Source organism: Amycolatopsis sp. ATCC 39116, assembly GCF_000231075.2.
GTDB classification, from domain to species: Bacteria; Actinomycetota; Actinomycetes; order Mycobacteriales; family Pseudonocardiaceae; genus Amycolatopsis_E; species Amycolatopsis_E tucumanensis.
Map to the genome: position 1 here is coordinate 235,022 of NZ_AFWY03000007.1, position 25,495 is coordinate 260,516.

At 70.8% G+C, this 25,495-nt stretch carries 26 protein-coding genes; 22 read left to right on the top strand and 4 right to left on the bottom strand.

Annotated elements, in window-relative coordinates:
- Nucleotides 1–78: 78 nt before the first annotated feature.
- The 5 genes from AMY39116_RS0311450 to ehuA all read left to right on the top strand — a co-directional run bounded on the left by AMY39116_RS0311450 (nt 79) and on the right by ehuA (nt 5,300).
- Nucleotides 79–2,100 (top strand): protein meaA, encoded by a 2,022-nt coding sequence (locus tag AMY39116_RS0311450; protein WP_084506083.1) that lies wholly within the window; start codon nt 79–81, stop codon nt 2,098–2,100.
- Between the two features lie 154 nt (nt 2,101–2,254).
- The gene (gene ehuB, locus AMY39116_RS0311455) at nt 2,255–3,148 is read left to right on the top strand and encodes an ectoine/hydroxyectoine ABC transporter substrate-binding protein EhuB (RefSeq protein WP_027935830.1); all 894 of its coding nucleotides are present in this window, start codon (nt 2,255–2,257) and stop codon (nt 3,146–3,148) included.
- Nucleotides 3,149–3,170: 22 nt separating this feature from the next.
- Nucleotides 3,171–3,878, top strand: coding sequence for an ectoine/hydroxyectoine ABC transporter permease subunit EhuC (gene ehuC, locus AMY39116_RS0311460; RefSeq protein ID WP_020417801.1), 708 nt, complete (start codon nt 3,171–3,173; stop codon nt 3,876–3,878).
- On the top strand, nt 3,878–4,534 hold the full coding sequence (ehuD, locus tag AMY39116_RS0311465) for an ectoine/hydroxyectoine ABC transporter permease subunit EhuD (RefSeq protein ID WP_020417802.1): 657 nt from the start codon (nt 3,878–3,880) through the stop codon (nt 4,532–4,534). The genes ehuC and ehuD overlap by 1 nt, the downstream gene beginning before the upstream one ends.
- Before the next feature lies 1 nt (nt 4,535).
- Nucleotides 4,536–5,300, top strand: coding sequence for an ectoine/hydroxyectoine ABC transporter ATP-binding protein EhuA (ehuA, locus tag AMY39116_RS0311470; RefSeq protein ID WP_020417803.1), 765 nt, complete (start codon nt 4,536–4,538; stop codon nt 5,298–5,300).
- Here the strand turns inward: ehuA and AMY39116_RS0311475 are convergent.
- On the bottom strand, nt 5,239–6,666 hold the full coding sequence (locus AMY39116_RS0311475; RefSeq protein ID WP_020417804.1) for a serine hydrolase: 1,428 nt from the start codon (nt 6,664–6,666) through the stop codon (nt 5,239–5,241). The two genes, ehuA and AMY39116_RS0311475, sit on opposite strands and share 62 nt — an antisense overlap.
- Before the next feature lie 159 nt (nt 6,667–6,825).
- Here AMY39116_RS0311475 and dctA point away from each other — a divergent pair, with 159 nt between their 5' ends.
- The 4 genes from dctA to AMY39116_RS0311495 are packed head-to-tail and all read left to right on the top strand — an operon-like array spanning nt 6,826 to nt 10,308.
- A complete protein-coding gene (gene dctA, locus AMY39116_RS0311480) occupies nt 6,826–8,130 on the top strand; it encodes a C4-dicarboxylate transporter DctA (protein ID WP_020417805.1) in 1,305 nt (434 codons plus the stop codon).
- Between the two features lie 11 nt (nt 8,131–8,141).
- On the top strand, nt 8,142–8,645 hold the full coding sequence (locus tag AMY39116_RS0311485) for a carboxymuconolactone decarboxylase family protein (RefSeq protein ID WP_020417806.1): 504 nt from the start codon (nt 8,142–8,144) through the stop codon (nt 8,643–8,645).
- Entirely contained in the window at nt 8,642–9,442 is an 801-nt protein-coding gene (locus AMY39116_RS0311490) for an SDR family NAD(P)-dependent oxidoreductase (protein ID WP_020417807.1), read from the top strand. Before AMY39116_RS0311485 ends, AMY39116_RS0311490 begins: the two co-directional genes overlap by 4 nt.
- On the top strand, nt 9,442–10,308 hold the full coding sequence (locus AMY39116_RS0311495; protein WP_020417808.1) for an amidohydrolase: 867 nt from the start codon (nt 9,442–9,444) through the stop codon (nt 10,306–10,308). Before AMY39116_RS0311490 ends, AMY39116_RS0311495 begins: the two co-directional genes overlap by 1 nt.
- Here AMY39116_RS0311495 and AMY39116_RS0311500 read toward each other — a convergent pair.
- Nucleotides 10,305–11,075 (bottom strand): IclR family transcriptional regulator C-terminal domain-containing protein, encoded by a 771-nt coding sequence (locus tag AMY39116_RS0311500; RefSeq protein ID WP_020417809.1) that lies wholly within the window; start codon nt 11,073–11,075, stop codon nt 10,305–10,307. The genes AMY39116_RS0311495 and AMY39116_RS0311500 overlap by 4 nt on opposite strands.
- 62 nt (nt 11,076–11,137) lie before the next feature.
- Between AMY39116_RS0311500 and AMY39116_RS44665 the strand changes: the two genes are divergently transcribed.
- From AMY39116_RS44665 to AMY39116_RS0311520, 4 genes are all read left to right on the top strand, one after another.
- Entirely contained in the window at nt 11,138–11,761 is a 624-nt protein-coding gene (locus AMY39116_RS44665; RefSeq protein ID WP_051123511.1) for a hypothetical protein, read from the top strand.
- 9 nt (nt 11,762–11,770) lie between these two features.
- Complete coding sequence (locus AMY39116_RS0311510) at nt 11,771–12,544, top strand: enoyl-CoA hydratase-related protein (protein WP_020417810.1); 774 nt, start codon at nt 11,771–11,773, stop codon at nt 12,542–12,544.
- A 227-nt stretch (nt 12,545–12,771) separates the two neighbouring features.
- On the top strand, nt 12,772–13,383 hold the full coding sequence (locus AMY39116_RS0311515) for a DUF4190 domain-containing protein (RefSeq protein ID WP_027935831.1): 612 nt from the start codon (nt 12,772–12,774) through the stop codon (nt 13,381–13,383).
- A 339-nt stretch (nt 13,384–13,722) separates the two neighbouring features.
- Entirely contained in the window at nt 13,723–14,838 is a 1,116-nt protein-coding gene (locus AMY39116_RS0311520) for a nitrate/nitrite transporter (RefSeq protein ID WP_255346843.1), read from the top strand.
- Here AMY39116_RS0311520 and AMY39116_RS0311525 read toward each other — a convergent pair.
- Entirely contained in the window at nt 14,783–15,319 is a 537-nt protein-coding gene (locus tag AMY39116_RS0311525) for an NUDIX hydrolase (RefSeq protein WP_020417813.1), read from the bottom strand. The genes AMY39116_RS0311520 and AMY39116_RS0311525 overlap by 56 nt on opposite strands.
- 37 nt (nt 15,320–15,356) lie before the next feature.
- Between AMY39116_RS0311525 and nucS the strand changes: the two genes are divergently transcribed.
- From nucS to AMY39116_RS0311565, 8 genes are all read left to right on the top strand, one after another.
- Nucleotides 15,357–16,016, top strand: coding sequence for an endonuclease NucS (gene nucS, locus AMY39116_RS0311530; RefSeq protein WP_027935832.1), 660 nt, complete (start codon nt 15,357–15,359; stop codon nt 16,014–16,016).
- A gap of 443 nt (nt 16,017–16,459) precedes the next feature.
- On the top strand, nt 16,460–18,160 hold the full coding sequence (locus tag AMY39116_RS0311535) for a sodium:solute symporter family protein (protein WP_027935833.1): 1,701 nt from the start codon (nt 16,460–16,462) through the stop codon (nt 18,158–18,160).
- Between the two features lie 13 nt (nt 18,161–18,173).
- A complete protein-coding gene (locus AMY39116_RS0311540) occupies nt 18,174–18,446 on the top strand; it encodes a hypothetical protein (protein ID WP_020417816.1) in 273 nt (90 codons plus the stop codon).
- Between the two features lie 47 nt (nt 18,447–18,493).
- Nucleotides 18,494–19,486 carry a DUF3558 domain-containing protein gene (locus AMY39116_RS0311545; RefSeq protein WP_235716106.1) on the top strand — a complete coding sequence of 331 codons (993 nt, stop codon included), beginning with the start codon at nt 18,494–18,496 and terminating at the stop codon, nt 19,484–19,486.
- 35 nt (nt 19,487–19,521) lie between these two features.
- Nucleotides 19,522–20,523 carry a dihydroxyacetone kinase subunit DhaK gene (gene dhaK / locus AMY39116_RS0311550; RefSeq protein ID WP_020417818.1) on the top strand — a complete coding sequence of 334 codons (1,002 nt, stop codon included), beginning with the start codon at nt 19,522–19,524 and terminating at the stop codon, nt 20,521–20,523.
- A gap of 4 nt (nt 20,524–20,527) precedes the next feature.
- Entirely contained in the window at nt 20,528–21,151 is a 624-nt protein-coding gene (gene dhaL / locus AMY39116_RS0311555; RefSeq protein ID WP_020417819.1) for a dihydroxyacetone kinase subunit DhaL, read from the top strand.
- A complete protein-coding gene (gene dhaM / locus AMY39116_RS0311560) occupies nt 21,148–21,822 on the top strand; it encodes a dihydroxyacetone kinase phosphoryl donor subunit DhaM (protein WP_020417820.1) in 675 nt (224 codons plus the stop codon). The genes dhaL and dhaM overlap by 4 nt, the downstream gene beginning before the upstream one ends.
- Before the next feature lie 440 nt (nt 21,823–22,262).
- Nucleotides 22,263–24,041 carry a 3-hydroxyacyl-CoA dehydrogenase family protein gene (locus tag AMY39116_RS0311565; protein WP_020417821.1) on the top strand — a complete coding sequence of 593 codons (1,779 nt, stop codon included), beginning with the start codon at nt 22,263–22,265 and terminating at the stop codon, nt 24,039–24,041.
- Here the strand turns inward: AMY39116_RS0311565 and AMY39116_RS0311570 are convergent.
- Nucleotides 24,035–24,241: a zinc ribbon domain-containing protein gene (locus AMY39116_RS0311570; RefSeq protein ID WP_017987344.1), complete on the bottom strand. Its 207-nt coding sequence runs from the start codon at nt 24,239–24,241 to the stop codon at nt 24,035–24,037. The two genes, AMY39116_RS0311565 and AMY39116_RS0311570, sit on opposite strands and share 7 nt — an antisense overlap.
- Before the next feature lie 57 nt (nt 24,242–24,298).
- On the opposite strand from AMY39116_RS0311570, the gene AMY39116_RS0311575 reads away from it, so the two are divergent.
- The gene (locus AMY39116_RS0311575; RefSeq protein ID WP_020417822.1) at nt 24,299–25,423 is read left to right on the top strand and encodes an alkaline phosphatase family protein; all 1,125 of its coding nucleotides are present in this window, start codon (nt 24,299–24,301) and stop codon (nt 25,421–25,423) included.
- Nucleotides 25,424–25,495 lie beyond the last annotated feature (72 nt).

Below are 25,495 nucleotides of genomic sequence, written 5' to 3' on the forward strand. Positions count from 1 at the left end.
TGAGATGCGTCCTTGCGGGGCTGCGCGCGAAGTTACCGACGAGTACGCTCTGTGTGTCGTTCATCTGGAGGTGCACCGATGCCCTACCCCACGGATCGCGAGCGGGACCGCCCCTGGGTCATGCGCACCTACGCTGGACATTCGTCCGCGGCGGCCTCGAACGAGCTGTACCGCCGCAACCTCGCCAAGGGCCAGACCGGCCTCTCGGTGGCCTTCGACCTGCCGACCCAGACCGGCTACGACCCGGACCACCCGCTGGCCAAGGGCGAGGTCGGCAAGGTGGGCGTCCCCATCTCGCACATCGGCGACATGCGCCGCCTGTTCACCGGCATCCCGCTGGCCGAGGCCAACACCTCGATGACGATCAACGCGCCGGCCATGTGGCTGCTCGCGCTCTACGTCACCGTCGCGCAGGAGCAGGCCGACGCCGCGGGCCGCGACCGGGCCGAGGTGCTCGCCAAGCTCACCGGCACCACGCAGAACGACATCATCAAGGAGTACCTGTCCCGCGGGACCTACATCTTCCCGCCTGCGCCGAGCCTGCGCCTGATCACCGACGTGATCGCCTGGACGGTGCACCACATCCCGAAGTGGAACCCGATCAACATCTGCAGCTACCACCTGCAGGAGGCGGGCGCGACCCCGACGCAGGAGGTCGCCTACGCGTTGTCCACCGCGATCGCGGTGCTCGACGCCGTGCGTGACTCCGGCCAGGTCGAGCCCGCCGACATGGCGAAGGTCGTCGGCCGCATCTCGTTCTTCGTCAACGCCGGGGTCCGGTTCGTCGAAGAGATGTGCAAGATGCGCGCGTTCACCCGGCTCTGGGACGAGATCACGCGCGAACGCTACGGGGTCGAGGACCCGAAGGCGCGCCGCCTCCGCTACGGCGTGCAGGTCAACTCGCTCGGCCTGACCGAGGCGCAGCCGGAGAACAACGTCCAGCGGATCGTGCTGGAGATGCTCGGCGTCGCCCTGTCGCGGGACGCCCGCGCCCGCGCGATCCAGCTGCCTGCCTGGAACGAGGCGCTCGGCCTGCCGCGGCCGTGGGACCAGCAGTGGGCGCTGCGCATGCAGCAGGTGCTCGCCTACGAGACGGACCTGCTGGAGTACGAGGACATCTTCGCAGGCTCGCACGTCATCGAGTCCAAAGTGGACGAGATCGTGGCCGGGGCGCGCGCGGAGATCGAGCAGGTGACCGACCTCGGCGGCGCGGTGGCCGCGGTGGAAAGCGGTTACATGAAATCGCAGCTGGTGGCCTCGCTGGCCGAGTACCGGCGCGAGGTGGAGTCCGGCGGGCGGGTCATCGTCGGGGTCAACAAGTTCGACACCACCGAGCCCAGCCCGCTGCAGGCCGAGGGCGCCAAGGCGATCGAGACCGTCGACCCGGCGGTGGAGAAGCAGGCCGTCGCGGCGCTGGAGGAGTGGCGCCAGCAGCGCGACCAGGCCGCGGTCGACGCGGCGCTGGCGCGGCTGCGCGAAGTCGCGAAGACGTCGGAGAACCTGTTCGACGCCACGCTCGCGTGCGCGGCGGCGGGCGTGACCACCGGCGAGTGGGCCGGCGCGCTGCGCGAGGAGTTCGGCGAGTACCGGGCGCCGACCGGGGTGTCGGCGGCGGCGATGTCGGGCGACGCCGCGGAGCTGTCCCGGGTGCGCGACCGCGTGCGGGCGACCGGCGAGGAGCTGGGCGAGAAGCTGCGGATCCTGGTCGGCAAGCCGGGCCTGGACGGGCACTCCAACGGCGCCGAGCAGGTCGCGGTGCGAGCCCGTGACGTCGGGTTCGAGGTCGTCTACCAGGGCATCCGGCTCACCCCCGAGCAGATCGTGGCCGCCGCGGTGCAGGAGGGCGTGCACGTCGTCGGCCTGTCGGTGCTGTCCGGCTCGCACCTCGAGGTCGTGCCGCAGGTCGTCGACGGACTGCGGGCGGCGGGCGCCGGGGACATCCCGGTGATCGTCGGCGGGATCATCCCGCCCGAGGACGCGCGGCTGCTCACCGAGCGCGGGATCGCCCGGGTGTTCACGCCCAAGGACTACGAGCTGACCGAGATCATGGACGAAATCGTTTCGGTGGTGCGGGAACGCCACGAGTTGCCGCAGGACTGAGCCAGTTCTGTCACTTTCCGTGCGCATCGTCCACACTCAACGTTGATCTCTTTCCGATAACAGCGAGTGGCGATCTCGTTGCTTCTTTTGACCCCATCGGGTGCACCGCCTACGTTCGGTGAACCGGCGGAACCGAATAAGGGGTGCGACGAAAATGACGCACGGTCAGTGGACACGACGGGATTTCTTCCGGCGATCGGCGGTCGTCGGCGCAGCGGCTGTGGCGGGACCGACGTTGTTGGCAGCCTGCCAGAGCACCGAAAGCGGGGACACCCTCGAATCGGCGAGAAGCGCCAAGACGATCAGGATCGGCATCGCCAACGAGGCGCCCTACGGTTTCGCCGACACCTCCGGGAACACCACCGGTGAAGCGCCGGAAGTGGCCCGCGCCGTGTGCAAGGCCCTCGGGATCGACACCGTGCAGGCCAACGTCGTGCCGTTCGACCAGCTGATTCCCGCCCTGAACGCGAAGCAGTTCGACATCGTCGCGGCGGGCATGAACATCACGCCGACGCGCTGCAACGCGGCGTTGTTCTCGGATCCGGACTACTCGGCGCTGACCGCGTTGCTCGTGCCCAGCGGCAATCCGCAGGGCGTCAACACCCTCGCCGACGTCGCCGCCAAGAAGGTCAAGGTCGCGGTGCTCTCCGCCGCGGTGGAAAAGGGTTTCGCCACTTCCGCCGGGGTTTCCGAGGACCAGATCGAAACGCTGGACACGCAGGACAACATGTTGCGCGCGGTGACCGCGGGCCGCGTGTACTGCGCCGCCCTCACCGACATCTCGCTCAAGTGGCTGGTGAAGCAGAACCCGAACTCCGGTGTCGAGGTGACGCCCGGCTTCCAGCCCACCGAGAACGGCCAGCCGGTGCAGACCGCGGGCGGGTTCGTGTTCCGCAAGGACGACACCTCGCTGCGCGACGCGTTCAACCAGCAGCTGAAGACCTTGCACGACAACGGGGAGTGGCTGCGCATCGTGACGCCGTTCGGGTTCGACCAGAGCAACCTGCCCAAGGCCGACCTGACCACCGACAAGCTCTGCGCGGCCTGACGCTCGAGTCCAGGGGCGCGTCGTGTCGGACTCGACATCCAACATCATCTCGACCATCCTCAGTGGACTCGGCGCGACGGTCATGGCCGCGGCGGGCGGCATCGCGCTGACCATCGTGCTGTCGTTCGTCGCCGGGCTCGCGATGCTGTCGCGGTCCCGGACGGTGCGGTTCGTCAGCCGGGTCTACGTCGAGGGCTTCCGCGGCACGTCGGAAGTCGTGCAGCTGTTCTGGCTGTACTTCGTCCTCCCGGCGCTGGTCGGGTTCAAACTGGTCCCGCTGTTCGCCGGCATCATCGTGCTCGGGCTGAACCACGGCGCGTACGGAGCCGAGATCGTGCGTGGCGCGGTGCAGTCGGTGCCGCGCGCGCAGCGGGAAGGCGCGGTGGCGCTGTCGTTCAGCCCGGCGCAGCGCATGTTCCGGGTGATCCTGCCGCAGGCGGTGGTGGAGATGCTGCCGCCGTTCAACAACCTCTTCATCCAGCTGATGAAGAGCACGGCGCTGCTGTACTTCATCTCGGCCGGGGAGATCACCGAGAAGGGCGAGCTGCTGCGACCGCTCTACGGCAGCCAGCTCGTGCTGATCTACGGCGTGGAGCTGTTGTGCTACCTGGCGATCGCGGTGGTCATCACGATGATCATGCGCCTGCTGGAACGGGTGCTCGCCAAGCGGCTCGGGCGTGAGCCGCCGCCGCGGGAGAAGGCGTTCGCCAAGGCGGGGGTGGTCACCTGATGGACTGGGACTGGGACTACTTCTGGGACTCCATCCCCGTGCTGCTGGAGGGGTTGCTGGTCACCGTCGAGCTGACGGTGCTCGGCTCGCTGGTCGCCTACGTGCTGGGACTGGTGTTCGCCCTGGTGCGGCGCGCGCGGATCCCGGTGCTGAGCCAGGCGATGTACCTGTTCATCGAGCTGGTGCGCAGCACACCGCTGCTGATCCAGGTGTTCATCGTCTTCTACCTGCTGTGGCCGGCACTGGGCATCACGCCGTCGGCGTTCCTGACCGGCGTGATCGCGCTGGGCATCCACTACGCGACCTACACCTCCGAGGTGTACCGCGCCGGCATCGACGCCGTCCCGAAAGGACAGTGGGAGGCCGCGACGGCGCTGAGCATCCCGCGCACCCGCGTGTGGACCGGCATCGTGCTGCCGCAGGCCGTGCCGCGGGTGCTGCCCGCGCTCGGCAACTACATGATCTCGATGTTCAAGGAAACACCGCTGTTGCTGGCGATCGGCGTGCTGGACGTGCTGAACCGCGCCAAGGAGCAGGGCGCGGAGACCTTCCGGGTGATCGAGCCCTACACCCTGGCCGGCATCCTGTTCCTGCTCGTGAGTTACCCGTCGTCGATCCTCGTGCGAAGGTTGGAACGCCGTGTCGGACAGCTCTGAGATGATCCGGTTCGAGGGGGTCGTGAAGAAGTTCGGCGACCACGTGGTGTTGCGGGAGCTGGACTTCTCGGTGCGGCCAGGGGAGTTCGTGACGCTGATCGGGCCGAGCGGTTCGGGCAAGACCACGATCCTGCGGCTGCTGATGACGCTGGAGCAGGTGAACGCCGGGCGCATCTACGTCGGCGGCGAATGCCTGTCGCACATCGACAAGGGCGGCCGCATGGTGCCGGCGGGGGAGAAGCACCAGCGGCGCATGCGCAGGCGGATCGGCATGGTGTTCCAGCAGTTCAACCTGTTCCCGAACATGAAGGTGCTGCAGAACGTCACCGAGGCCCCGATCCGCGCGCTCGGCCTGTCCCGCCAGGAGGCCGAGCAGCGCGGCCGGGAGCTGCTGGAGATGGTCGGGCTGAGCGAGAAGGCCGACGCCCACCCCTCGCAGCTGTCCGGCGGTCAGCAGCAGCGGGTGGCGATCGCCCGCGCGCTGGCGATGCGGCCCGAGGTGCTGCTGCTGGACGAGGTGACGTCGGCGCTCGACCCCGAGCTGGTGGCCGGCGTGTTGAAGGTGCTGAAGGACATCGCGTCGACCACGGACATCACGTTCCTCTGCGTCACGCACGAAATGCAGTTCGCGCGGGACGTGTCGGACCGGGTGCTGATGTTCGACCACGGCCAGATCATCGAGGACGCGCCGCCGGAGAAGCTGTTCACCGACCCGGACCACCAACGGACGCGGGAGTTCCTGCAAGCGGTGCTCGATCGCGGCTGAGCCGGACCAGCGCGGCGGACCGGACGGCGATCACGGCGAGCTCCGCCGCGCTCCACAGCACGAGCCAGATCACCAGCGCGGGTGAGTAGTAGGCGGTCTGCCACCAGGTGGTGTCGCGACCGCCGAACAGCCCGCCCACCAGCTCGGCCAGCGCCACCAGCGCGACGAGCGGGAGCAGCCGGGGCACCAGTCCCCGGACCACCCGCCACCGGGTGGCGCGTGCCGCCCACCGGCGGGCGCGGAGCGCGGCGCGGATGCCGAGGCCGACGCTGAGCAGCGTCAGCGCGGCCAGGACGAGGTCGACGATGAGCCGCGTCGAGGACGGGGCCGGTGGCTGCTGACCGTGCAGGATCGCGGCGATGCCCTCGGTGAGCTGCGAGGTTCCCTCGTTGCCGAGCGAGACGCCGCTGTCCACCATCACGGCGATGCCGTAACCGTCGGGCAGCATCAGCGCGCCCGCCGTGTAGGTGAACCAGATTCCGGTGTGGCTGACCCGGCCCTGGTCGTCGGTCTGCCAGCCCATGGCGTAGTTCTCGCGCGCGGCGGTGTGCATGAGCGCGAGACCCTCCGCGGAGACGAGGCCGCCCCCGGTGCGCTGGACGGCGAGCCAGCGGGCCATGTCCTCGGCGGTGGTGATCACCCCGTCCGAGCCGGCGACGAAGCGGTCCGGTTCGGACACCGCGGGGGTGAGCCCGTAGGCGTAGAGGTGTCCGCGGTGGACGGTGGCGGGCAGGTCGCGGGGTGTCCGCGTGATGGCGGTCGTCGACCGCATCCCCGCCGGTTCGAAGACGTGCTGCCGCAGGTAGTCGCCGAAGGCCTGGCCGCTGACGACCTCGACGAGCCGCGCCGCGAGGTGGAAGTTGGTGTTGGTGTAGTGGTACTCGGCGCCGGGATCGCTCGCCAAAGTCGCCTGGCGGGCGCGCTGCACGGCGCCGGCCAGGTCGTCCGGCTGCGGGAGGCTCTTCTCCGGCAGGGTCCCATCGGTGAGGCCGGAGGTCTGGTTGAGCAGGTGCCGCACGGTGATCGCGCCGCCGCGCGGGTCGGCGAGGCGGAACTCCGGCAGGTAGGTGGCGACGGGGACGTCCAGGTCGAGCCTGCCGCTCTCGGCCAGCTGCACCACGGCCAGCGCGGTGAAGGCCTTCGACACCGACGCGATCGGCATCGGGGTCGTCGCCGTCGCGGTGCCGTAGCCGTGCAGGTGCACGACTTCGGTGTCCTTGGTGATCGCCACCGCGACCCCGGGATACCCGGCGGTCTCGGCGAAGTCGGCGACGTAGGAGTCGATCGAGGACGGTTCTTGTTCAGCTGTCGCCGTACCGGGGATCAGGGCGACGACCGCGGCCACCGCCGCGCACACGCGTTTCACGGGAGCCAAGGTAGGAACCGGGCGGGTCTCCGCACAGGATGCGGACGGCAGGGAAGGGATCCGACTTTCGTCATGGGTTGACCCGTCCGGGTGCCGTCTCGCATACTCGTGTTCGTCAGACGTGCATATGTACGTCAGGCGAACACAAGGGAGACGAAGATGTCCGCCGGATCGTTCTTGCGCACCGCCTTCACCACCAAGCTCTACGTCACCGTCCTGGTGGCGATCGTCCTCGGCGCGGCCCTCGGCTTCGTCGCGCCGGGTGTGGGCGCCGCGCTGCAACCCGTGGGCACCGGGTTCATCGAGCTGATCCAGATGCTCATCGCCCCGGTGGTGTTCTGCACGATCGTCACCGGGATCGCGTCGGCGGGCGAGCTGACCAGCGTCGGCCGCATCGGGGTCAAGGCGCTGGTCTACTTCGAGGTCCTGACCACGATCGCGCTCATCGTGGGCCTCGTCGTGATGGACCTGTTCAACCCGGGCGCCGGCATCCACGCCGACCCGGCCGCGCTGCACCTGTCCGGCACCGCGCAGCAATACGCGCAGACCGGCGAATCCCAGCACTGGTACGACTTCCTGGTCAACATCATCCCGGACACCGTGGTCAGCGCGTTCACCGGCGGCAACGTCCTGCAGGTGTTGCTGGTCTCGATCCTGTTCGCGATCGCGGTCAAGGCGCTGGGCGAACGCGGGGCGCCGGTGATCCGCGGCATCGAGCGGATCGGCGAAGTGGTGTTCGGGATCGTCAAGCTCGTCATGTACCTGGCGCCGGTCGGCGCGTTCGCCGCGATGGCCTACACGACGGGCAAGTTCGGCGCGTCCACCCTGGCCAGCCTCGGTGACGTCGTCCTCCTCTTCTGGGGCACCGGGATCGTGTTCTGCCTCGTCGTGTTCGGCGCGGTCGCGCGGCTGTGCGGCATCCGGATCCTCAAGCTGTACCGGTACTTCAAGGACGAGCTCCTCATCACGCTCGGCACCGCGAACTACGAGGTCGTGATGCCGCAGCTGATGCGCAAGCTGGAGCACCTCGGCTGCCCGAACCGGATCGTCGGCCTCGTGGTGCCGTCCGGGTACGCCTTCAACGGCGACGGCGTGTGCCTCTACCTCGGCTTCGCCTCGCTCTACATCGCACAGGCCTTCGACGTGAACCTGACGATCTGGCAGCAGGTCGGCCTGCTCGCCGTCTTCATGATCACCTCGAAGGGCAGCGCAGGGGTGGCCGGCGCCGGGTTCGTCATCCTCGCCGCGACCCTGTCCACCACCGGCGTCGTCCCGGTCGCCGGGATCATGCTGGTCCTCGGCATCGACCGGTTCCTCTCCACCATGCGCGGTCTCGTCAGCCTGTGCGGCCAGATGCTCGGCAGCATCGTCGTCAGCCGCTGGGAGGGCGACTTCGACCGCGACCGGGCGCGCCGCGTCCTCGACGGGCACGAGCCCGTCCCCGCGACCGTCGCAGTGAACTAGAAGGGAAACACATGGCCAGGCTGGACTACGTGGAGACGGGCAGCGAGGTCGCCGACCGCATCCGCGCGCGCCGAGGGGGGCGCCTGACCCCGCTGGACGGCATGCTGTTGCACAGCCCGCCGTTCGCCGACGGCTGGAACAACCTGCTGGGCGCCATCCGCGGGCAGGGCACCCTGCCCGGGGACCTGCGTGAGCTGGCGGTGCTGCGCGTCGCCGAGCTGAACGGCGCCGAGTACGAATGGGCGGCCCACGAGCCGGTCGCCAAGGAGGAGGGCATGACGGTCGAGCAGATCGCGGCCCTGCGCGAAGGCGGCGACCGCAGCGTCCTGGACGGCAGGCAGCGCGCGGTCCTCGATTACACCGACGCGATGACCAGGCGGATCCGGGTGCCGGACGAGCTGTTCGCGGCCCTGCGCGAGCACTTCGACGACCGCGAGATCGTCGAGCTGACCGTGACGATCGGCGCCTACAACCTGGTGTCCCGGTTCCTGGTCGCGCTGGAGGTCGGGTCGTGACGGGGCGGCTGGCGGGCAAGGTCGCGATCATCACCGGGGCGGGCAGCGTCGGCCCCGGCTGGGGCAACGGCCGGGCCGCCGCCGTGCTCTTCGCCCGCGAAGGCGCGCGGGTCTTCGCCGTGGACCTCAAGGCCGAGGCGCTGGCCGAGACCGTCGCCACCGTCGAATCCGAGGGCGGCGCGATCCGCACCCACCTGTGCGACGTGACCGACAGCGCGGCCGTGGCGGCGATGGTCGAGGCGTGCCGTGCGGAGTTCGGCCGCGTCGACGTCCTGGTCAACAACGTCGGCGGCTCGCGCAGGGGCGGGCCGGTCGAACTGTCCGAACAGGACTGGGCCGCCCAGCTGGACTACAACCTGACCAGCGTGTTCCTGACCTGCAAGCACGTCATCCCGGTGATGAAGGCGCAGGGCGGCGGCGCGATCGTCAACACCGCGTCCACCTCCGGCACCCGGTGGACCGGCTCGGCCCAGGCCGGTTACGCGTCGGCGAAGGCGGGCGTGATCCAGCTGTCCAAAGTGATCGCGGTGCAGCACGCGTCGGACGGCATCCGCGTCAACACCGTCGTGCCGGGGCAGTTGCACACGCCGATGGTCGAGGCGCGCCTGGCCGGGCAGCGGGCGGGCGGGGACGTGGACGCGTTGCTCGCCCAGCGGCAGGCGCGCATCCCGCTCGGCTTCGCCGGGGACGGCCGCGACACCGCGTACGCGGCCTTGTACCTGGCTTCCGACGAAGCCCGGTTCGTCACCGGTACCGAAATCGTCGTCGACGGCGGCATGACCGCGAGGTGTGACTGATGACCGATCCCCGCAACCCCGGCCCGGACCCGAACCCGCACGCGCCCGCGATCCCGTTGCCCGCGAACGCTTGCGACGCGCACTGTCACATCTTCGGGCCCACCGCGAAGTTCCCCTACGCGCCGGACCGCACGTTCACCCCGCCCGAGGCGCCGAAGGAAGACCTGCGGGCGCTGCACCGGCTGCTCGGATTCGAGCGCGCGGTCATCGTGCAGTCCGCCTGCCACGGGACCGACCACTCGGCGCTGCTCGACGCGCTGGAAACCGGCGGCGGCCGGTACCGCGGGGTCGCGTTGATCCGGCCGACGACGCCGAAGGCCGAGGTGGAGCGCCTGCACCGGGCCGGCGTGCGCGGCGCCCGGCTGCACTTCACGCCGCACCTCGGGCCGGCGCCGTCGCGGGAGGAGATCGACGCGATCGTCGCCCTGATCCGGCCGTACGGCTGGCACATTGCCCTGCACGTCGCCGGCGACGGCATCGCCGAGCACGCGGACCTGGTGCGGTCGCTCGGCGTGCAGGTGGTGATCGACCACATGGCTCGCGTCGACCTGCGGCAGGGCCTGGACAGCGCGGCCGTGCGGTCGCTGTTGCGGTTGCTGGAGAGCGGTTCGGTGTGGGTGAAGCTGAGCGGCGCCGACCGGATCGCGACCGCGCCACCCAGCATGGCGGATTCGGTGGAGCTGGCGCGGTTGCTGGCCGCCGAGGCGCCGGAGCGGGTCGTGTGGGGCACCGACTTCCCGCACCCGAACACGCACGGGTTCGTGCCCAACGACGGCGACCTGGCCGACCTGATCGCGGAGATCACGCCGGACCCTTCGGCGCTGCTCGTCACGAACCCGACGCGCTGCTTCTTCGCGGAGGACTAGTGCAGACCCTCGATGTCGCGGGTGATGGCCGCGGCGGTGTCCAGCAGGCGCGGCACGAACCGGCCGTTGAGTTCGTCCAGCGAGACGCGGGCCGCGTTGACCGACACGTTCAGCGCGGCAAGCGCCCGTCCGCCCGCGCCACGCACCGGCGCGGCGGCCGAGCGGACGCCCTCCTCGCGCTCGCCGTCCACCACCGCGTACCCGCGTTCGGCGACCCGGCCCAGTTCGGCCCGCAGCTCGTCCGGGTCGGTGATGGTGTTCGGTGTGAGCTTCCGCAGTTCGACGCTGTCCAGATAGGACTCCAGCTCGGCGGGCGGCAGCGCGGCGAGCAGCACGCGGCCCATCGACGTGGGGTAGGCGGGCAGGCGCGAGCCGACGTTGAGCGTGATGGACATCGACCGCGACGCCGGGACCCGGGCCACGTAGACGATCTCGGGTCCGTCCAAAGTGGCCATCGAGCAGGATTCCCGCAGCTCGTCGGCCAGCGCGCGCATGTGCGGCTGGGCGTGCTCCCAGAACGGCAGCGCGGCCAGGTAGCCGTAGCCGAGCCGCAGGACGCCCGCGGTGAGGCGGAAGCGGCGGTCGTCGACCTCGGCGAACCCGAGGCGTTCCAGCGTCAGCAGGATGCGGCGCGCGGTGGCGCGGGTGAACCCGGTGGCCGCGGCCGCCTCGCTCACCGTCATCGCCGGGCGTTCCGCGGAAAAGGCCTGCAGCAGCCGGAAGGCCTTCTCCACCGAGTCGATGACGTCGGGGTCCTCTCTCGACACTGCCGCTCCTCGCCGTGGTCGCCTGCCGGAAACGGTACCCGAGCGCGGGGGAGGAGTGGCGGATGACGGAGGGACTGCTGTACGTGCTGTCCGAGCCGGGCGAGGTCGCCGAGGCGGAGTTCCACGACTGGTACGACAACGAGCACGCGCCCGCCCGCGTCGGCGTGCCGGGGATCCGCAGCGGGTACCGGTACCGCGAGCTGGACGGGGCGCGGCCGTCGTGGCTGGCCTGGTACGAGCTGGACCTGGCGGCGCTGGCGAGCCCGGAGTACGAGGTCGTGCGGCGGCGGAGCCCGCGGGAGCAGTCGGTGGTCTCGCGGCTGGCGACGCTCGACCGGCGGGTGTACGAGCTGACCGGGTCCTGGGGTTCGTGCGTCGCGCCGGCACCGGTGGTGGTGTCGGTGGCGCTGTCCGGGGACACCGCCGAGCTGGAGCGCTGGTACCGCGAGGAGCACGTGCCGTTGCTGCTGGAGCTGCCCGGTTGGCACCGGATCCGGCGGTACCGGCGGGTCGAGGGGGACGGGCCGGAGGTGCTGGCGTTCCACGAGATCGCGGACGTGTCGCTGTTCGGGTCGCCGGGCTACCGGCACGCGACGAGCACGCCGTGGCGGGACCGGGTGATGGCGACGGTGACCGCGCGGGAGCGGCGCGTCTTCGGGTACCACAACACGGCCGTCGCGAGGTAGCGTCGGGCCATGGCCGAGTACGAGCACATCCTGGTCAAGCGCGACGACGCGACGGTGACGATCACGATGAACCGGGCCGCCCGCCGCAACTCCCTGTCCGAAGCCCACCTCGCCGAGCTGCTGGCGGCGTTCGAGGAGACGGCGGCGACCGACGCGACGGGCGTCGTCCTGGCCGGCGCGGGCCCGGTGTTCTCGGCGGGGCACGACTTCGGTGACGTGGCGTCCCGGGACTTGGCGGGCGTGCGGCGCCTGCTGACCCTGTGCACCCGGCTGATGCGGACGATGGAGTCGGTGCCGCAGGTGGTGATCGCACGCGTGCACGGACTGGCGACCGCGGCGGGGTGCCAGCTGGTCGCGTCGTGCGACCTGGCGGTCGCGGCGGCCTCCGCGGGCTTCGCGCTGCCCGGCGGCAAGGGCGGCTGGTTCTGCCACACGCCGGCGGTGCCGGTCGCGCGAGCGATCGGGCGCAAGCGGCTGATGGAGCTGGCGCTGACGGGCGACGTCATCGATGCGGCGACGGCCCTGGAATGGGGCCTGGTGAACCGGGTGGTGCCGGACGAGGACCTCGACGCGGCGGTGGCCGAGTTGCTGGGCCGGGCCACGCGCGGCAGCCGGGCCAGCAAGGCGCTCGGGAAGCAGACCCTGTACGCCCAGCTGGACCGCCCGGAGGCCGACGCGTACGCGATCGCGGTCGAGGTGATGGCGGCGGCGTCGCAAACACCGTCGGCACGGGAGGGAATGGCTTCCTTCCTGGAGAAGCGAAAGCCGGAGTGGCCCGAGTGAGGGATGTTCGGCCTGCTCTGTTCGGGTGAACTGAAAATTCAACCACCACGTTCCGTTATGTCCGGAACGGTGTTCATCCGTGCAGCTCAAAGTCACTGTGGACGGTCCCGGTCAAGATCCGCATCTGCCGGCTCGTCCGCCTGAACGCTGTTACAACCAGGAGCACGCTGCGATTGATGGTGCGACGCAAGCGGGACGGCCCGCCGCGCACGCACTAAGGAACGCCCGTGACTCATCCGCCCTATGCCCCGCCCACGCCCGTGCAGCCGAAGAACGGCCTCGGCACCGCGGGGTTCGTCCTCGGACTCGTCGGCCTCGTGTTCGCCTTCATCCCGATCGTCGGCGTGGTGGCGTGGCCGCTGGTCATCATCGGCCTGATCCTGTCGATCGTCGGCGTTTCCCGCGCCACCAAGGGCGCCGCGACGAACAAGGGGCTCGCCATCGCGGGCGTCGTGTGCTCGGCGGTCGGCCTGGTCATCTGCATCCTGTGGACCGCCGTGTTCGGCGCCGCCGTCGACAAGGTCAACGACTCGACCCCGACCAGTGGCGACCCTGCTGCGGCAGCGCACCAGATCCTGCTCGAGGTGACCACCGGCCAGCGGAGCAACCTCAACTGGACGAGCGGGCTCAGCGTGAACAACCAGGAGATCGTCGAGGCCGGGCAGACCTGGTCCAAGACTCTCGGCGTCGAGGAACTCGGTTTCACGTCGGTCACGGTCACGCCGGTGACCACCGACATCAACGCCCAGCCGAACAGCTGCAAGATCACCGTGGACGGCAAGCCGGTCGCCGAGAACTCGAACCTGGTGGCCGCGATCTGCTCTTACACGGGCGGCTGACATGACTGAGACGACGCCCAGGAGGCGCATGTCATCGAAGCAGACGGGCCGAGTGGCGCGGCGAGGCAAAACGCGCTGGAGCAGCTCTTGGTGCTGCACTCGATCTGCCGCATCCTGATGCGGGTGCCGGTGATACGGCTGACCGCGCTAACCCGCTGATCCAGCCGGCCGGGCGCGGGGTTCCTCAGCCGAGACCCCGCGCCGTTCCATGGCCTGGGACCCGCTCCACGCGATCGGATGAACCACCGCGCCCCGCGATTGACCACACCAACCCGCCGCCCCTAAGCACGACGAGTGATCCTCCGGCGGCGCGGACCGCAGCTGGCACTCGTCGCCCTCGTGCAGGTGCTCGCCATGAGCCTCTGGTTCTCCGCCTCCACCGTGGTCCCGGCGCTCCGCGCGGAGTGGGGCCTCTCGCGGCAGGCGGGGATCCTCCTGACGATCACCGTGCAGCTCGGGTTCGCCACCGGGGCCGTCGTCTCCGCCGCCGTCAACCTCGCCGATCGCGCCCGGCCGCAGGTCCTCCTCGCCGCCGGCAGTGCTCTCGGTGCGGCCGCCACGTTCGCGTTCCCATCGGCCGGTCCCGCCGCGGCCGCTCCGCTCCGGTTCCTCACCGGGTTCGCCCTCGCGGCCGTCTACCCGGTCGGCATGAAGATCGTCGTCTCCTGGTTCCCGCGTCAGCGCGGGACCGCGCTCGGCGTCCTGGTCGGCGCGCTGACCCTCGGCTCCGCGCTGCCCAGCCTCCTCAGCACCGGCCACTGGCGGACCGTCCTGGCCATCGCCGCGACGCTCGCCCTCCTCGCCGCCCCGATCGCTCTCACCCTGGTCCGCCCCGGCCCGGACTGGCGCCCGTCACCGCCCTGGGAACCCCGCTACCTGCTCCGCATGGCCCGCGACCGGGCGCAACGCCTCGTCTGCCTCGGCTACTTCGGCCACATGTGGGAGCTGTACGCGCTGTGGGCCTGGCTGCCCAGCTATATCGCGGCTGCGGGCGACGGCGACAGCTTCACCACCATCGGCGTCGCGGGCGTCGCCGGGGCACTGCTCGGCGGCGTTCTCGCCGACCGCTTCGGCCGCACAGCCGTCACCACCGCCGTCATGCTCACCAGCGCCGCCTGCGGCCTGCTGTCCGTCGCCGCGTGGGGAACGCCCCTGCTCGCGCCGCTGCTGCTCGTGTGGGGCGCCGCCGTGATCGCCGACTCCGCGCAGTTCTCCGCGGCCCTGTCCGAGGTCGCCGACCCGCGCTACGCCGGCACCGCGCTCACCGCGATGACCGCCGCCGGGTTCGTCGTCAGCGCGATCACCATCCAGCTGCTCCCGCTGCTCGCCGACCTCACCGGCTGGCGCGACGCGGTCGCCCTGCTGTCGATCGGCCCGCTCCTCGGCGCTGTCGCGATGGTCAGCGTTCGTGCAGCAGCAGGAGCCCGTACGCCGCGATCGACTGGGCGTCCGTGATCTCCCCGCGCGCGATCATCTTCTCGAACTCGTCCCGGCTGAACCACGCCGTGCGCATGTCCTGTTCCTCGTGCTCGCGCTCGTGCGGGCCCTCGACCAGCTCCGTCGCCAGGTAGACCCGGCCGCGCTGGCTCGACATGCCCGGCGCGACGTCCAGCAGCCCGAGGTCGGTCAGCGAACCGGCCACCAGCCCGGTCTCCTCCCGCAGCTCCCGCGCCGCCAGCTCCACCGGGTCCACCTCGGCCAGCCCGGGCGCGGTGCCCTGCGGGAACTCCCAGCGCCGCAGGCCGAGCGGGTACCGGTACTGCTCGACCAGGTGCAGCCGGTCGCCGTCGAGCGGGACGACCAGCGCGTAGTCCGGCTTGTCGACCACGCCGTAAATGCCGGGCGAGCCGTCCGGGCGGCGGATGTCGTCCTCACGCACCGTCATCCAGTTGTTCCGGTACACCTCGCGGGAGCCGAGCCGTTCGATGGGATCCACGCGACCAGTCTGCCGAAGCATCTTCTACCCTCGCCGGGTGCGTCTCGTGATCGCTCGTTGCCAAGTGGACTACGCCGGCCGTCTGACGGCCCACCTCCCGATGGCCACCCGGTTGCTGCTCATCAAGGCGGACGGCTCGGTGTCGGTGCACTCCGACGACCGCGCCTACAAGCCGCTGAACTGGATGAGCCCGCCGTGCTGGCTCATCGAGGACGGCGACGTCTGGACGGTGCAGAACAAGGCCGGCGAGAAGCTCGTCATCACCATCGAAGAGCGGATCGACGAGATCAGCCACGAACTGGGCGCCGAGCCGGGCCTGCAGAAGGACGGCGTCGAGGCGCACCTGCAGGAGCTGCTGGCCGAGCACATCACCACGCTCGGCGAGGGGTACACGCTGGTCCGCCGCGAGTACCCGACGGCGATCGGGCCGGTCGACATCCTCGCCCGCGACGCCGACGGCGGCTCGGTGGCGGTGGAGATCAAGCGCCGCGGCGAGATCGACGGCGTCGAGCAGCTGACCCGCTACCTGGAGCTGCTCAACCGCGACCCGCTGCTGGCGCCGGTGCAGGGCGTGTTCGCCGCGCAGCTGATCAAGCCCCAGGCCCGCACGCTGGCCGAGGACCGCGGCATCCGCTGCCTGACCCTGGACTACGACGCCCTCCGCGGCACCGAATCCGACGACCTCCGCTTGTTCTGAACACGCGAATTCGCCGCACCACGCCGGACGTGGTGCGGCGCATCCCTGTTTCACGTCAAAGGCTGTTGACGATCGCGCTAATCAGGTTGATCAAGCCGTAGACCAGGTCGTTCAGGCTCACCGGGGTCCTCCCTCGAAGGTTTCAACGGTTGGTACGCCGCCGTTCCACGGCGGCGGGGAAATGCAATCGAAGGCGCATTACCAGCCGGTAACCGGCGCTTTCCCCGATGTTTCTCACCTCCCATGACGTGGATCACGGTCACGATCGGGTGCCGAGTTGCGGCGGGTGACACCGCGCGGTTGGGTTGTCACCGGTTTGATCTCGACACGGTCAAGGCGCGACCGCTGGCGTGCACGGCTGGGATACCGCGTAGTAATGTGCGCTCGTCACTCGATCGTGGTGATTCTTGTTCGGAGATGTTGGACTCCCGGAGGTGGCATCGGTGCCCGTCCTAGCCGCAGCGAACCTGCGACTTGATGCGCACGCGATCGACTACGTGTTGCTCGCGTTCTACTTCGTGCTGGTGCTCGGCATCGGCTACCTGGCCCGGAAACAGGTGTCGAGCAGCATCGACTTCTTCCTGTCCGGCCGCTCCCTGCCCGCCTGGGTCACCGGGCTCGCCTTCATCTCCGCCAACCTCGGCGCCATCGAAGTGATGGGGATGTCGGCCAACGGCGCGCAGTACGGCCTGCCCACGGCCCACTACTTCTGGATCGGCGCCATCCCGGCGATGTTGTTCCTCGGCATCGTGATGATGCCCTTCTACTACGGGTCGAAGGTCCGCAGCGTGCCGGAGTTCATGCGGCGCCGCTTCGGCACCGGCGCCCACCTGACGAACGGCATCAGCTTCGCGCTGGCCCAGATCCTCATCGCGGGCGCGAACCTGTACCTGCTGGCCAGCGTGGTGAACCTGCTGCTGGGCTGGCCGATCTGGTTCTCGATCGTCATCGCCGCGGTCATCGTGCTCGCCTACACCGCGCTCGGCGGCCTGTCCGCGGCCATCTACAACGAGGTGCTGCAGTTCTTCGTCATCGTCGCCGCGCTGGTGCCGCTGACGATCGTCGGTCTCTACAAGGTCGGCGGCTGGGACGGCCTGGTCGACAAGGTCACCAACGGGCCCGGCGGCGCGGAGCAGCTGAGCTCCTGGCCCGGTAACCAGCTCACCGGCTTCGGCAGCAACTTCCTGTCCGTGCTCGGCCTGGTGTTCGGCCTCGGGTTCGTGCTGTCGTTCGGCTACTGGACCACGAACTTCGTCGAGGTCCAGCGCGCGATGGCCTCGAAGAGCATGTCGGCGGCGCGCCGCACGCCGATCATCGGCGCGTTCCCGAAGATGCTGGTGCCGTTCATCGTGATCATCCCGGGCATGATCGCCGCGGTCACGGTCACCGAGCTGCAGGGCGAGAACAAGCAGGCCCTGATCGACGGCGGGTCCGCGCCCAGCGGCGCGACCTTCAACGACGCGCTGCTGCTGCTCATGCGCGACCTGCTGCCCAACGGTGTGCTGGGCGTCGCGATCGCCGGTCTGCTGGCCTCGTTCATGGCAGGCATGGCGGCGAACCTGAGCTCGTTCAACACCGTGTTCACGTACGACATCTGGCAGGCCTACATCAAGAAGGACAAGCCGGACTCGTACTACCTGAACATGGGCCGCTGGGTCACCGCGGGCGCCACGATCCTGGCCATCGGCACGGCGGGCATCGCCTCGCAGTACTCCAACCTGATGGACTACCTGCAGCAGCTGTTCTCGTTCTTCAACGCGCCGCTGTTCGCCACCTTCATCCTCGGCATGTTCTGGAAGCGCATGACGCCGGCAGCCGCCTGGATCGGTCTGCTGTCCGGTACCGCGTCGGCCATCGTGGTGTTCCTGCTCGCCGAGACCGGCGTGTGGGACCTGCCCGGCCAGGGCGCCAGCTTCATCGGCGCCGGCGCCGCGTTCGTGGTCGACATCGTGGTCAGCGTCGCGGTGACCATGGTGACCAAGCCGCGCGAGGCCTCCGAGCTGACCGGGCTGGTCTACTCGCTCACCCCGAAGGAGACGCGCCGGCACTCCACCACCGGCGAGGACGCGGGCTGGTACCGCAACCCGGGCCTGCTCGCGGGCATCGTCCTGGTCATCACGATCGCGCTGAACATCGCCTTCTAGGAGGTTGGCACACATGGCTAGCGAAACCCCCGCGCGCACGCGCCGGGCAGGCGCGTTCGACATCCGGCTGATCATCGCTTTGCTGACCGGCGTCTACGGCGTGGTCCTGACGATCATGGGCATCGCGTTCACCGACGACGCCGAGCTGCAGAAGGCGGCGGGCGTGAACATCAACCTGTGGGCCGGCATCGGCCTGCTGATCTTCACCGCCCTGTTCGTGCTGTGGGCGGTCGTGCGGCCGATCCGGGTCCCGGTGTCGGAAGGCGACGAGACCCCGGCCGAATAGGCAGGTTCGGAACATCCCGGCGAGGCCGGGCGGCTACCGTGCACCGCGTGCACCATGTCGCCCGGCCTCGCCGTTTCGTCCCCGTGGTCCTGCTCGCCCTGACCGTCTCCGCGTGCGCCGGACCCGACCTCGGCAAGCAGAACTTCCCGCGCACGACCGTCACGCAGACCAGCGCCGCCACCGGCCCGATCGACGACGCCGCGGTCAGCCTGGACGCGCTGCGCACCGTTGACCCGTGCGGGATGTTGCAGGGAGACACCGTCACCGGCGTCGGCACGCCGGTCGAGGACAGCCTCCACTCGACCGGGCTGGACGGCTGCGCCGTCGAGGTCACCGACGCGGGCGGCAAGGAGGCGCGGCTGAGCCTCACGATGGGGGAGACGCTCCTGCTGTCCTCCGCGACCCAGATCGGCACCGTCGAGGGCCTGCCGGTCGTCGAGCGCGACCTGGACGACCCGGACACCGCCGAGGAGGAGGGCTGCGTGGTCACCGCGGTCACCTCCGAGACGCCGGCCATCGGCATCTCCGTCCAGGTCACCTACCAGGGCGCGGACGCCTGCGAAACCGGTCTGACCGTCATCCGCGAGGTCGTCGCCAAGATGCACGGCTCGCCGCCCCGGATGACCCGCGCCGCGAACTCGGCCGTGCCGCTCGACCCGTGCACGCTGGTGGACGACACCGTCGCCGCCGAGGTCCTCGGCCGCAGCACCGCCAAGCGGCCCGGCGGCCTGCACGAGTGCCACTGGTCGGGCGGCAACGCCACCGGCTACCTGCGCATCTCCGAGACCGTCGAGCCGTCCGACGGCGACGACGGCACGCGCGTGGACCTGGGCGGCGGGATCACCGGCTACCAGGAGAAACGGACCACGGCGGGCAACAGCTGCACCATCGAGTGGACCCACCTGCGGACCGGCGACGGCGAGGGCGAGGTGGTCAAGTTCGAGTACGACAACTTCCACGACGACGCCGCCGGGGACGACTCGTGCGGGAAAGCGCGTCGCATCGTCGACACGATCCTGCCGAAGCTGCCCAAGTCCTGATAGGAAAGGGGCGACGACGGAGTCAGGAGGCGGGCATGAAGAAGATCATCAACGATCCGGCGGACGTGGTCACCGAGTCGCTGCGCGGGCTGGCCGCCGCGCACGCGGACATCCTGCGGGTCCAGGAGGACCCCAACCTGGTCGTGCGCGCCGACGCGCCGGTGGACGGCAAGGTCGCGGTGATCTCCGGCGGCGGGTCCGGGCACGAGCCGCTGCACGGCGGGTTCGTCGGCCTCGGCATGCTCGACGCGGCGGTGCCCGGCGCGGTGTTCACCTCGCCCACGCCGGACGCGGTGCAGGCCGCCATCAGCGCGACCACCGGCGCGGCCGGGGCTCTGCTGATCGTCAAGAACTACACCGGTGACGTGCTGAACTTCGAGACCGCGGGCGAGCTGGCCGCGGCCGAGGACCTGGACGTGCGCAGCGTGGTGATCGACGACGACGTAGCTGTCGCCGATTCGACCTACACCGCGGGACGGCGGGGCGTCGGCGGCACGGTGCTGCTGGAGAAGATCGCCGGCGCCGCGGCCGAGCGGGGCGATTCGCTGGACGCGGTGGAAGCGCTGGCGCGCAAGGTCATCGGCCAGGTCCGGTCGATCGGGGTCGCGCTCACCGCGCCGACCGTGCCGCACGTCGGCGAGCCCAGCTTCGACCTCGGCGCCGACGAGATCGAGTTCGGCATCGGCATCCACGGCGAGCCGGGCCGCGAGCGGATCAAGGCCGAGCCTGCCGACGAGCTGGTGGCGCGCATGGTCGGGGCCGTCGTCGAGGACCTGCCGTTCACCGAGGGCGACCGGGTGCTGCTGTTCACCAACTCGATGGGCGCCACCCCGCTGGTCGAGCTGTACCTCGCGCATGGCATCGCCGAGCGGCTGCTGGCCGATCGCGGCATCATGGTCGAACGCCGGCTGGTGGGCCCCTACATCACCAGCCTGGAGATGCAGGGCATCAGCCTGACCCTGCTGAAGCTCGACGACGAGCTGACCGAACTGTGGGACGCGCCGGTGAACACCGCCGCACTGCGCTGGAAGGCCTGAGGACATGGGATGCACGCCGGAGGGCGTCGCGAACGCGTTGCGGGGCGCCGCGGCCGTGATCGCCGAGCACCGCGCCGAGCTGATCGAACTCGACCGGGCCATCGGGGACGGTGACCACGGCGAGAACATGAACCGCGGGTTCCAGGCCGTGCTGGCCGCGCTGGACGGCGGCGTGCCGGAAACGCCGGGCGGGGTGCTCAAGCTCGCGGCGACGACGTTGATCTCGAAGGTCGGCGGCGCGGCGGGGCCGTTGTACGGCACGGCTTTCCTGCGGGCGTCGACGGTCGTGTCGAACCAGCCGGAGCTGGGCGCGGCGGAGGTCGTGGCCGCCTTGCGGGCCGGGCTGGAAGGCGTGCAGGCGCGCGGCAAGGCGGTCGAGGGCGACAAGACGATGGTCGACGCGCTGCTGCCCGCGGTCGCCGCGGCGGAGAAGGCGGGCGGCGGCGACGTCGCGGCGGTCCTGTTGGCGGCCGCCGAGGGCGCCGCGACCGGCGCGGAGTCCACTGTGGACCTGGTTGCGCGGAAGGGCAGGGCGTCCTACCTGGGCGAGCGCAGCGCGGGGCACCTCGACCCGGGCGCGCGCTCGACGGCGCTGCTGCTCGCCGCGTTCGCCGAGGCGGCCCGATGAGCGTCGGCCTGGTGCTGGTGTCGCACAGCGCGAAGCTCGCCGAAGGGGTCGCCGAGGTCGCCGCGCAAATGGCGCCCGACGTGACGATCGTGCCCGCGGGCGGCCTGCCCGGCGGCGGGATCGGCACGGACTACGACTCGGTCGTGGCGGCGGTGCAGCGCGCCGATTCCGGGTCCGGGGTCGTGCTGCTCTACGACCTGGGCAGCGCGCAGATGACGGCGGAGCTCGCGGTCGAGTCGCTGGCCGACCCGGGCGCCGTGGTGGTGGCGGACGCGCCGCTGGTGGAGGGCACGGTCGCGGCGGCGGTGGCGGCGCAGAACGGAGCCGACCGGGCCGGGGTGCTGGAGGCCGCCTCGGCGGCCGCCGCACCTCCGGAGCTGGCCGCGACCGCGGAGCCGGCCACGGACTGCGTGGAGTTCACGCTGACCAACGAGGTGGGCCTGCACGCCCGCCCCGCGGCGGTGCTGGCGCGCAGCCTGGCCGCGCTGGAGGCCGAGGTGAGCGTCCGGCTGGGCGACCAGGAGGCCGACGCGCACAGCGTGCTGGCGCTGATGGCGCTCGGCGCGCGGAAGGGCGACCGGATCCAGGTGCGCGCGGGAGGCCCCCAGGCGGCCGAGGCGCTGCGCGTGGTGCAGGACCTGGTGGAGGACAACTTCGGCGACCCCGCCTGACGGTTTCGCCTGTCGTTGGGCACCTCCGTGGGCGGGGCGCGCCCGCGGCCCGCGCTTTCGGTTCGCGTTGCGCGCTCCTGGCCGTGACCCCGCGCTGCTGGCCGCGAGCCCGCGCTGCTGGTCGCAGTTGCGCACTCGCCGCGGCGAGTCCCGCCGCTCATCGGCGCGAGTCCGATGCTCCCGCGCTCCGAGGTCCACGCTCCTGGCCGTTCGGCGCTCGCTGCAGGACTGGCCGGGAGCCTCGCGCTCCAGGTTCACCGTCCGCGCACGACGAGTTCCCCGTCCAGCGGCACTGGACCGTCGCCTGCCTTTTCCCGTCTCCCGGTGCCAAGCCTGGCGGCGGTGGAACTCGCGCGGGTGCACCTGATTCGATACACCTCCCGTCCGGTCGTCGCGCGTGGCACCATCGAGGGCTACCGACGAGTAACCCGGAGGCCGCTATGGCGCGGACGATCGAAACGGCAGGCGTGGTCGGGCTCGGCACGATGGGCTCCGGGATCGCGGAGGTCCTGGCCCGCAGCGGCATCCGGGTCATCGGCGTCGAGGTGGATGCCGCCGCGGTGGAGCGCGCCCGCGGGCACGTCGAGCAGTCCACGGCCCGCGCCCTCACCGGCGGCAAGCTCGACGAGGATGACCGCGCGGCCCTGCTCGCCCGCATCACCTACACCACCTCGCTGACCGACCTCGCCGACGCCGACCTGGTCATCGAGGCCGTCCCGGAGAGCCTCGACCTCAAGGCCGAGGTGTTCGCCCAGCTGGACAAGATCGTCGGGCCCGACGCGGTGCTCGCGTCGAACACGTCGTCCCTGTCGGTCACCGAGATCGGCGTGCACACCTCCCGCCCCGGCAAGGTCGTCGGGATGCACTTCTTCAACCCGGCGCCCGTGCTCAAGCTGGTCGAGATCGTGCGGACCGTCGTCACAGAGCCGGACGTGATCGCCGACGTCACCGGGTTCGCCGAGCGCCTCGGCAAGACGCCGGTCGTCATCGGCGACCGCGCCGGGTTCATCGCCAACGCCCTGCTGTTCGGCTACCTGAACCACGCGGTGCGGATGTTCGAGCAGCGCTACGCCACGCGCGAGGACCTCGACGCGGCGATGCGCCTCGGCTGCGGGTACCCGATGGGCCCGCTCGCGCTGCTCGACCTGATCGGGCTGGACACCGCCTACGAGATCCTCGAGTCGATGTACCGGCAGTCGCGCAACCGGTTGCACGCGCCCGCGCCGCTGCTCAAGCAGATGATCACCGCGGGTCTGCTCGGCCGGAAGTCCGGTCGCGGGTTCTACACCTACGAGGGCCCGGATTCACCGGTCGTCGTCGACTCGGCGCCCGGCGTCGCGCCCGTTGACCCCGGCGAGGTGCGGCCGGTGCGCTCGGTCGGCGTGATCGGCACCGGCACGATGGCGACCGGGATCGCGGAGGTGTTCGCCAAGCGCGGGTACGACGTCGTGCTCCGCGCCCGCACCACCGACAAGGCAGAGGCGGCGGTGGCGCGGATCGCCAAGTCGGTGAACCGGGCGGTGTCGAAGGGCAAGCTGTCGGAGTCGGACGGCGCCGCGGCGCTGGCCCGGGTCACGCCGGTCGCCGACTTCACCGCGCTGTCCAGTGTGGACCTGGTGGTCGAGGCCGTGGCCGAGGACCTCGCGGTCAAGCAGGAGGTGTTCGCCGCGCTGGACGCGGTGGCCAAGCCGGGCGCGATCCTCGCGACGACGACCTCGTCGCTGCCGGTGATCGAGTGCGCGGCCGCGACCGAGCGCCCCGGGGACGTGGTCGGGCTGCACTTCTTCAACCCGGCGCCGGTGATGAAACTGGTCGAGGTGGTGCGCACGATCGCCACCGCGCCCGACGTCGTGGCCACCGCACACGCGGTCTGCGCGGCGATCGGCAAACACCCGGTGCACTGCGGCGACCGGGCTGGTTTCATCGTGAACGCGCTGCTCTTCCCGTACCTGAACGACGCGGTGAAGATGCTCGAGGCGCACTACGCGCAGGCCGCGGACATCGACACCGCGATGAAGGTCGGGTGCGGGCTGCCGATGGGCCCGTTCGAGCTGCTGGACGTCGTCGGTCTCGACGTGTCGCTGGCGATCCAGCGGACCCTGTTCAACGAGTTCCGCGAGGAGGGCTTCGCGCCGGCGCCGCTGCTGGAGCACCTCGTCACGGCCGGGCGGCTGGGCCGCAAGACGGGGAAGGGGTTCGCGGACTACACCGTTCAGTGACCGCAGCCGCAGGCGCCGCCGCAACAGCCGCCACCCGCCGGCGCACCGGCGGCCGAACCGGTCAGGGCGACGGTCGTCAGCAGCTTGACCGTGTCGGTGTGGCCCTCGGGGCAGGTCGCGGGCGCGCTCGACTCGCTCATCGGACGGTTCACCTCGAAGGTGCCGGTGCACTCGCGACAGCGGTAGGCGTAGGTCGGCATGTCGTCATTATCGGGTAAGGCGTGCGCTCGGAGCCACCTTCCTGCCAAGCTGGCCAGGTGGAGCTGCCAACGTTGTCCGGCCAGGGGCATCTCGCCGAGGTGGTGCCGTCGGTGCTCGCGACGCTGGGGGTGCCCGGCTGCGTGGACACGCTCGGCCTGCCCGAGGCTGCCGGCGCTTGTGTGTTGCTGATCGACGGTCTGGGTGCGGAGCTGTTGCGCGCGCACGCCGCGGACGCGCCGGTGCTGACCGAGCTGGCGCAGGGGACGCTGGCGGTCGGCTGTCCGTCGACGACGGTCGCCGGGCTGGCCGCGATCGGGACCGGAGTCGCGTCGGGGGAGCACGGCATGGCGGGGTACACGTTCGAGGTGCCCGGCTGCGGGGTGCTCAACGCCCTGCGCTGGCGGGAGCACCCGGGCGGCGGCGAGCTGGACCTGCGGCCGGAGGACGTCCAGCCGTTGCCCACGACGTTCGAGCGGGCGGCCGCGGCGGGTGTCGAGGCGGTGGTGGTGGCCGAGGCGAAGTTCGGGAACTCGCCGCTTACGCGGGCGGTGCAGCGCGGCGCGGAGTACCGCGGCGTTTATGCGATGGGCGACCTGGCCGCGGAGACGCTGCGCACCCTGCGCGAGTCGCCTGGTTTCTGCTACGCCTACCACGGCCAGCTGGACGAGCTCGGCCACCGGTACGGCCCGGGTTCGCCGGCGTGGGTGATGCAGCTGCGGCAGGTCGACCGGCTCGTCGAGTCGCTTGTGGACGGTCTGCCGCCCGGCCGGGTGCTGGCCGTGGTGGCCGACCACGGGATGGTCGCGCTGGGCGAGGACGTGATCGACATCGACGTGACGCCGGAGTTGCGGTCCGGAGTGCGGGTGTTCGGCGGGGACCCGCGGGTGCGGCACGTGTACACCGAACCCGGCGCGACGGAGGACGTGCTGGCCGCGTGGCGCTCGGTGCTGGGTTCACGGGCGTGGGTGACACGCCGGGACGAGGCGATCGCGGCGGGCTGGCTGGGACCGCGCGTGAGCGACCGGGTGCGCTCCCGCTTCGGCGACGTGATAGCCGCGGCCCGGGACGACTTCGGGATGCTGCGCCGCACCGCGGAGCCGCTGGAGTCGCAGCTGATAGGCCAACACGGCTCGATGACGCCCGCCGAGCAACTGGTCCCGCTGGCGATCGCGCACCGCTGAGGGGCCGGGCGGCTGGTCCCGCTGGCGGTAGCGCGCGGTTGTGGGACTGGGCGGCTGGTTCCGCTGGCGATA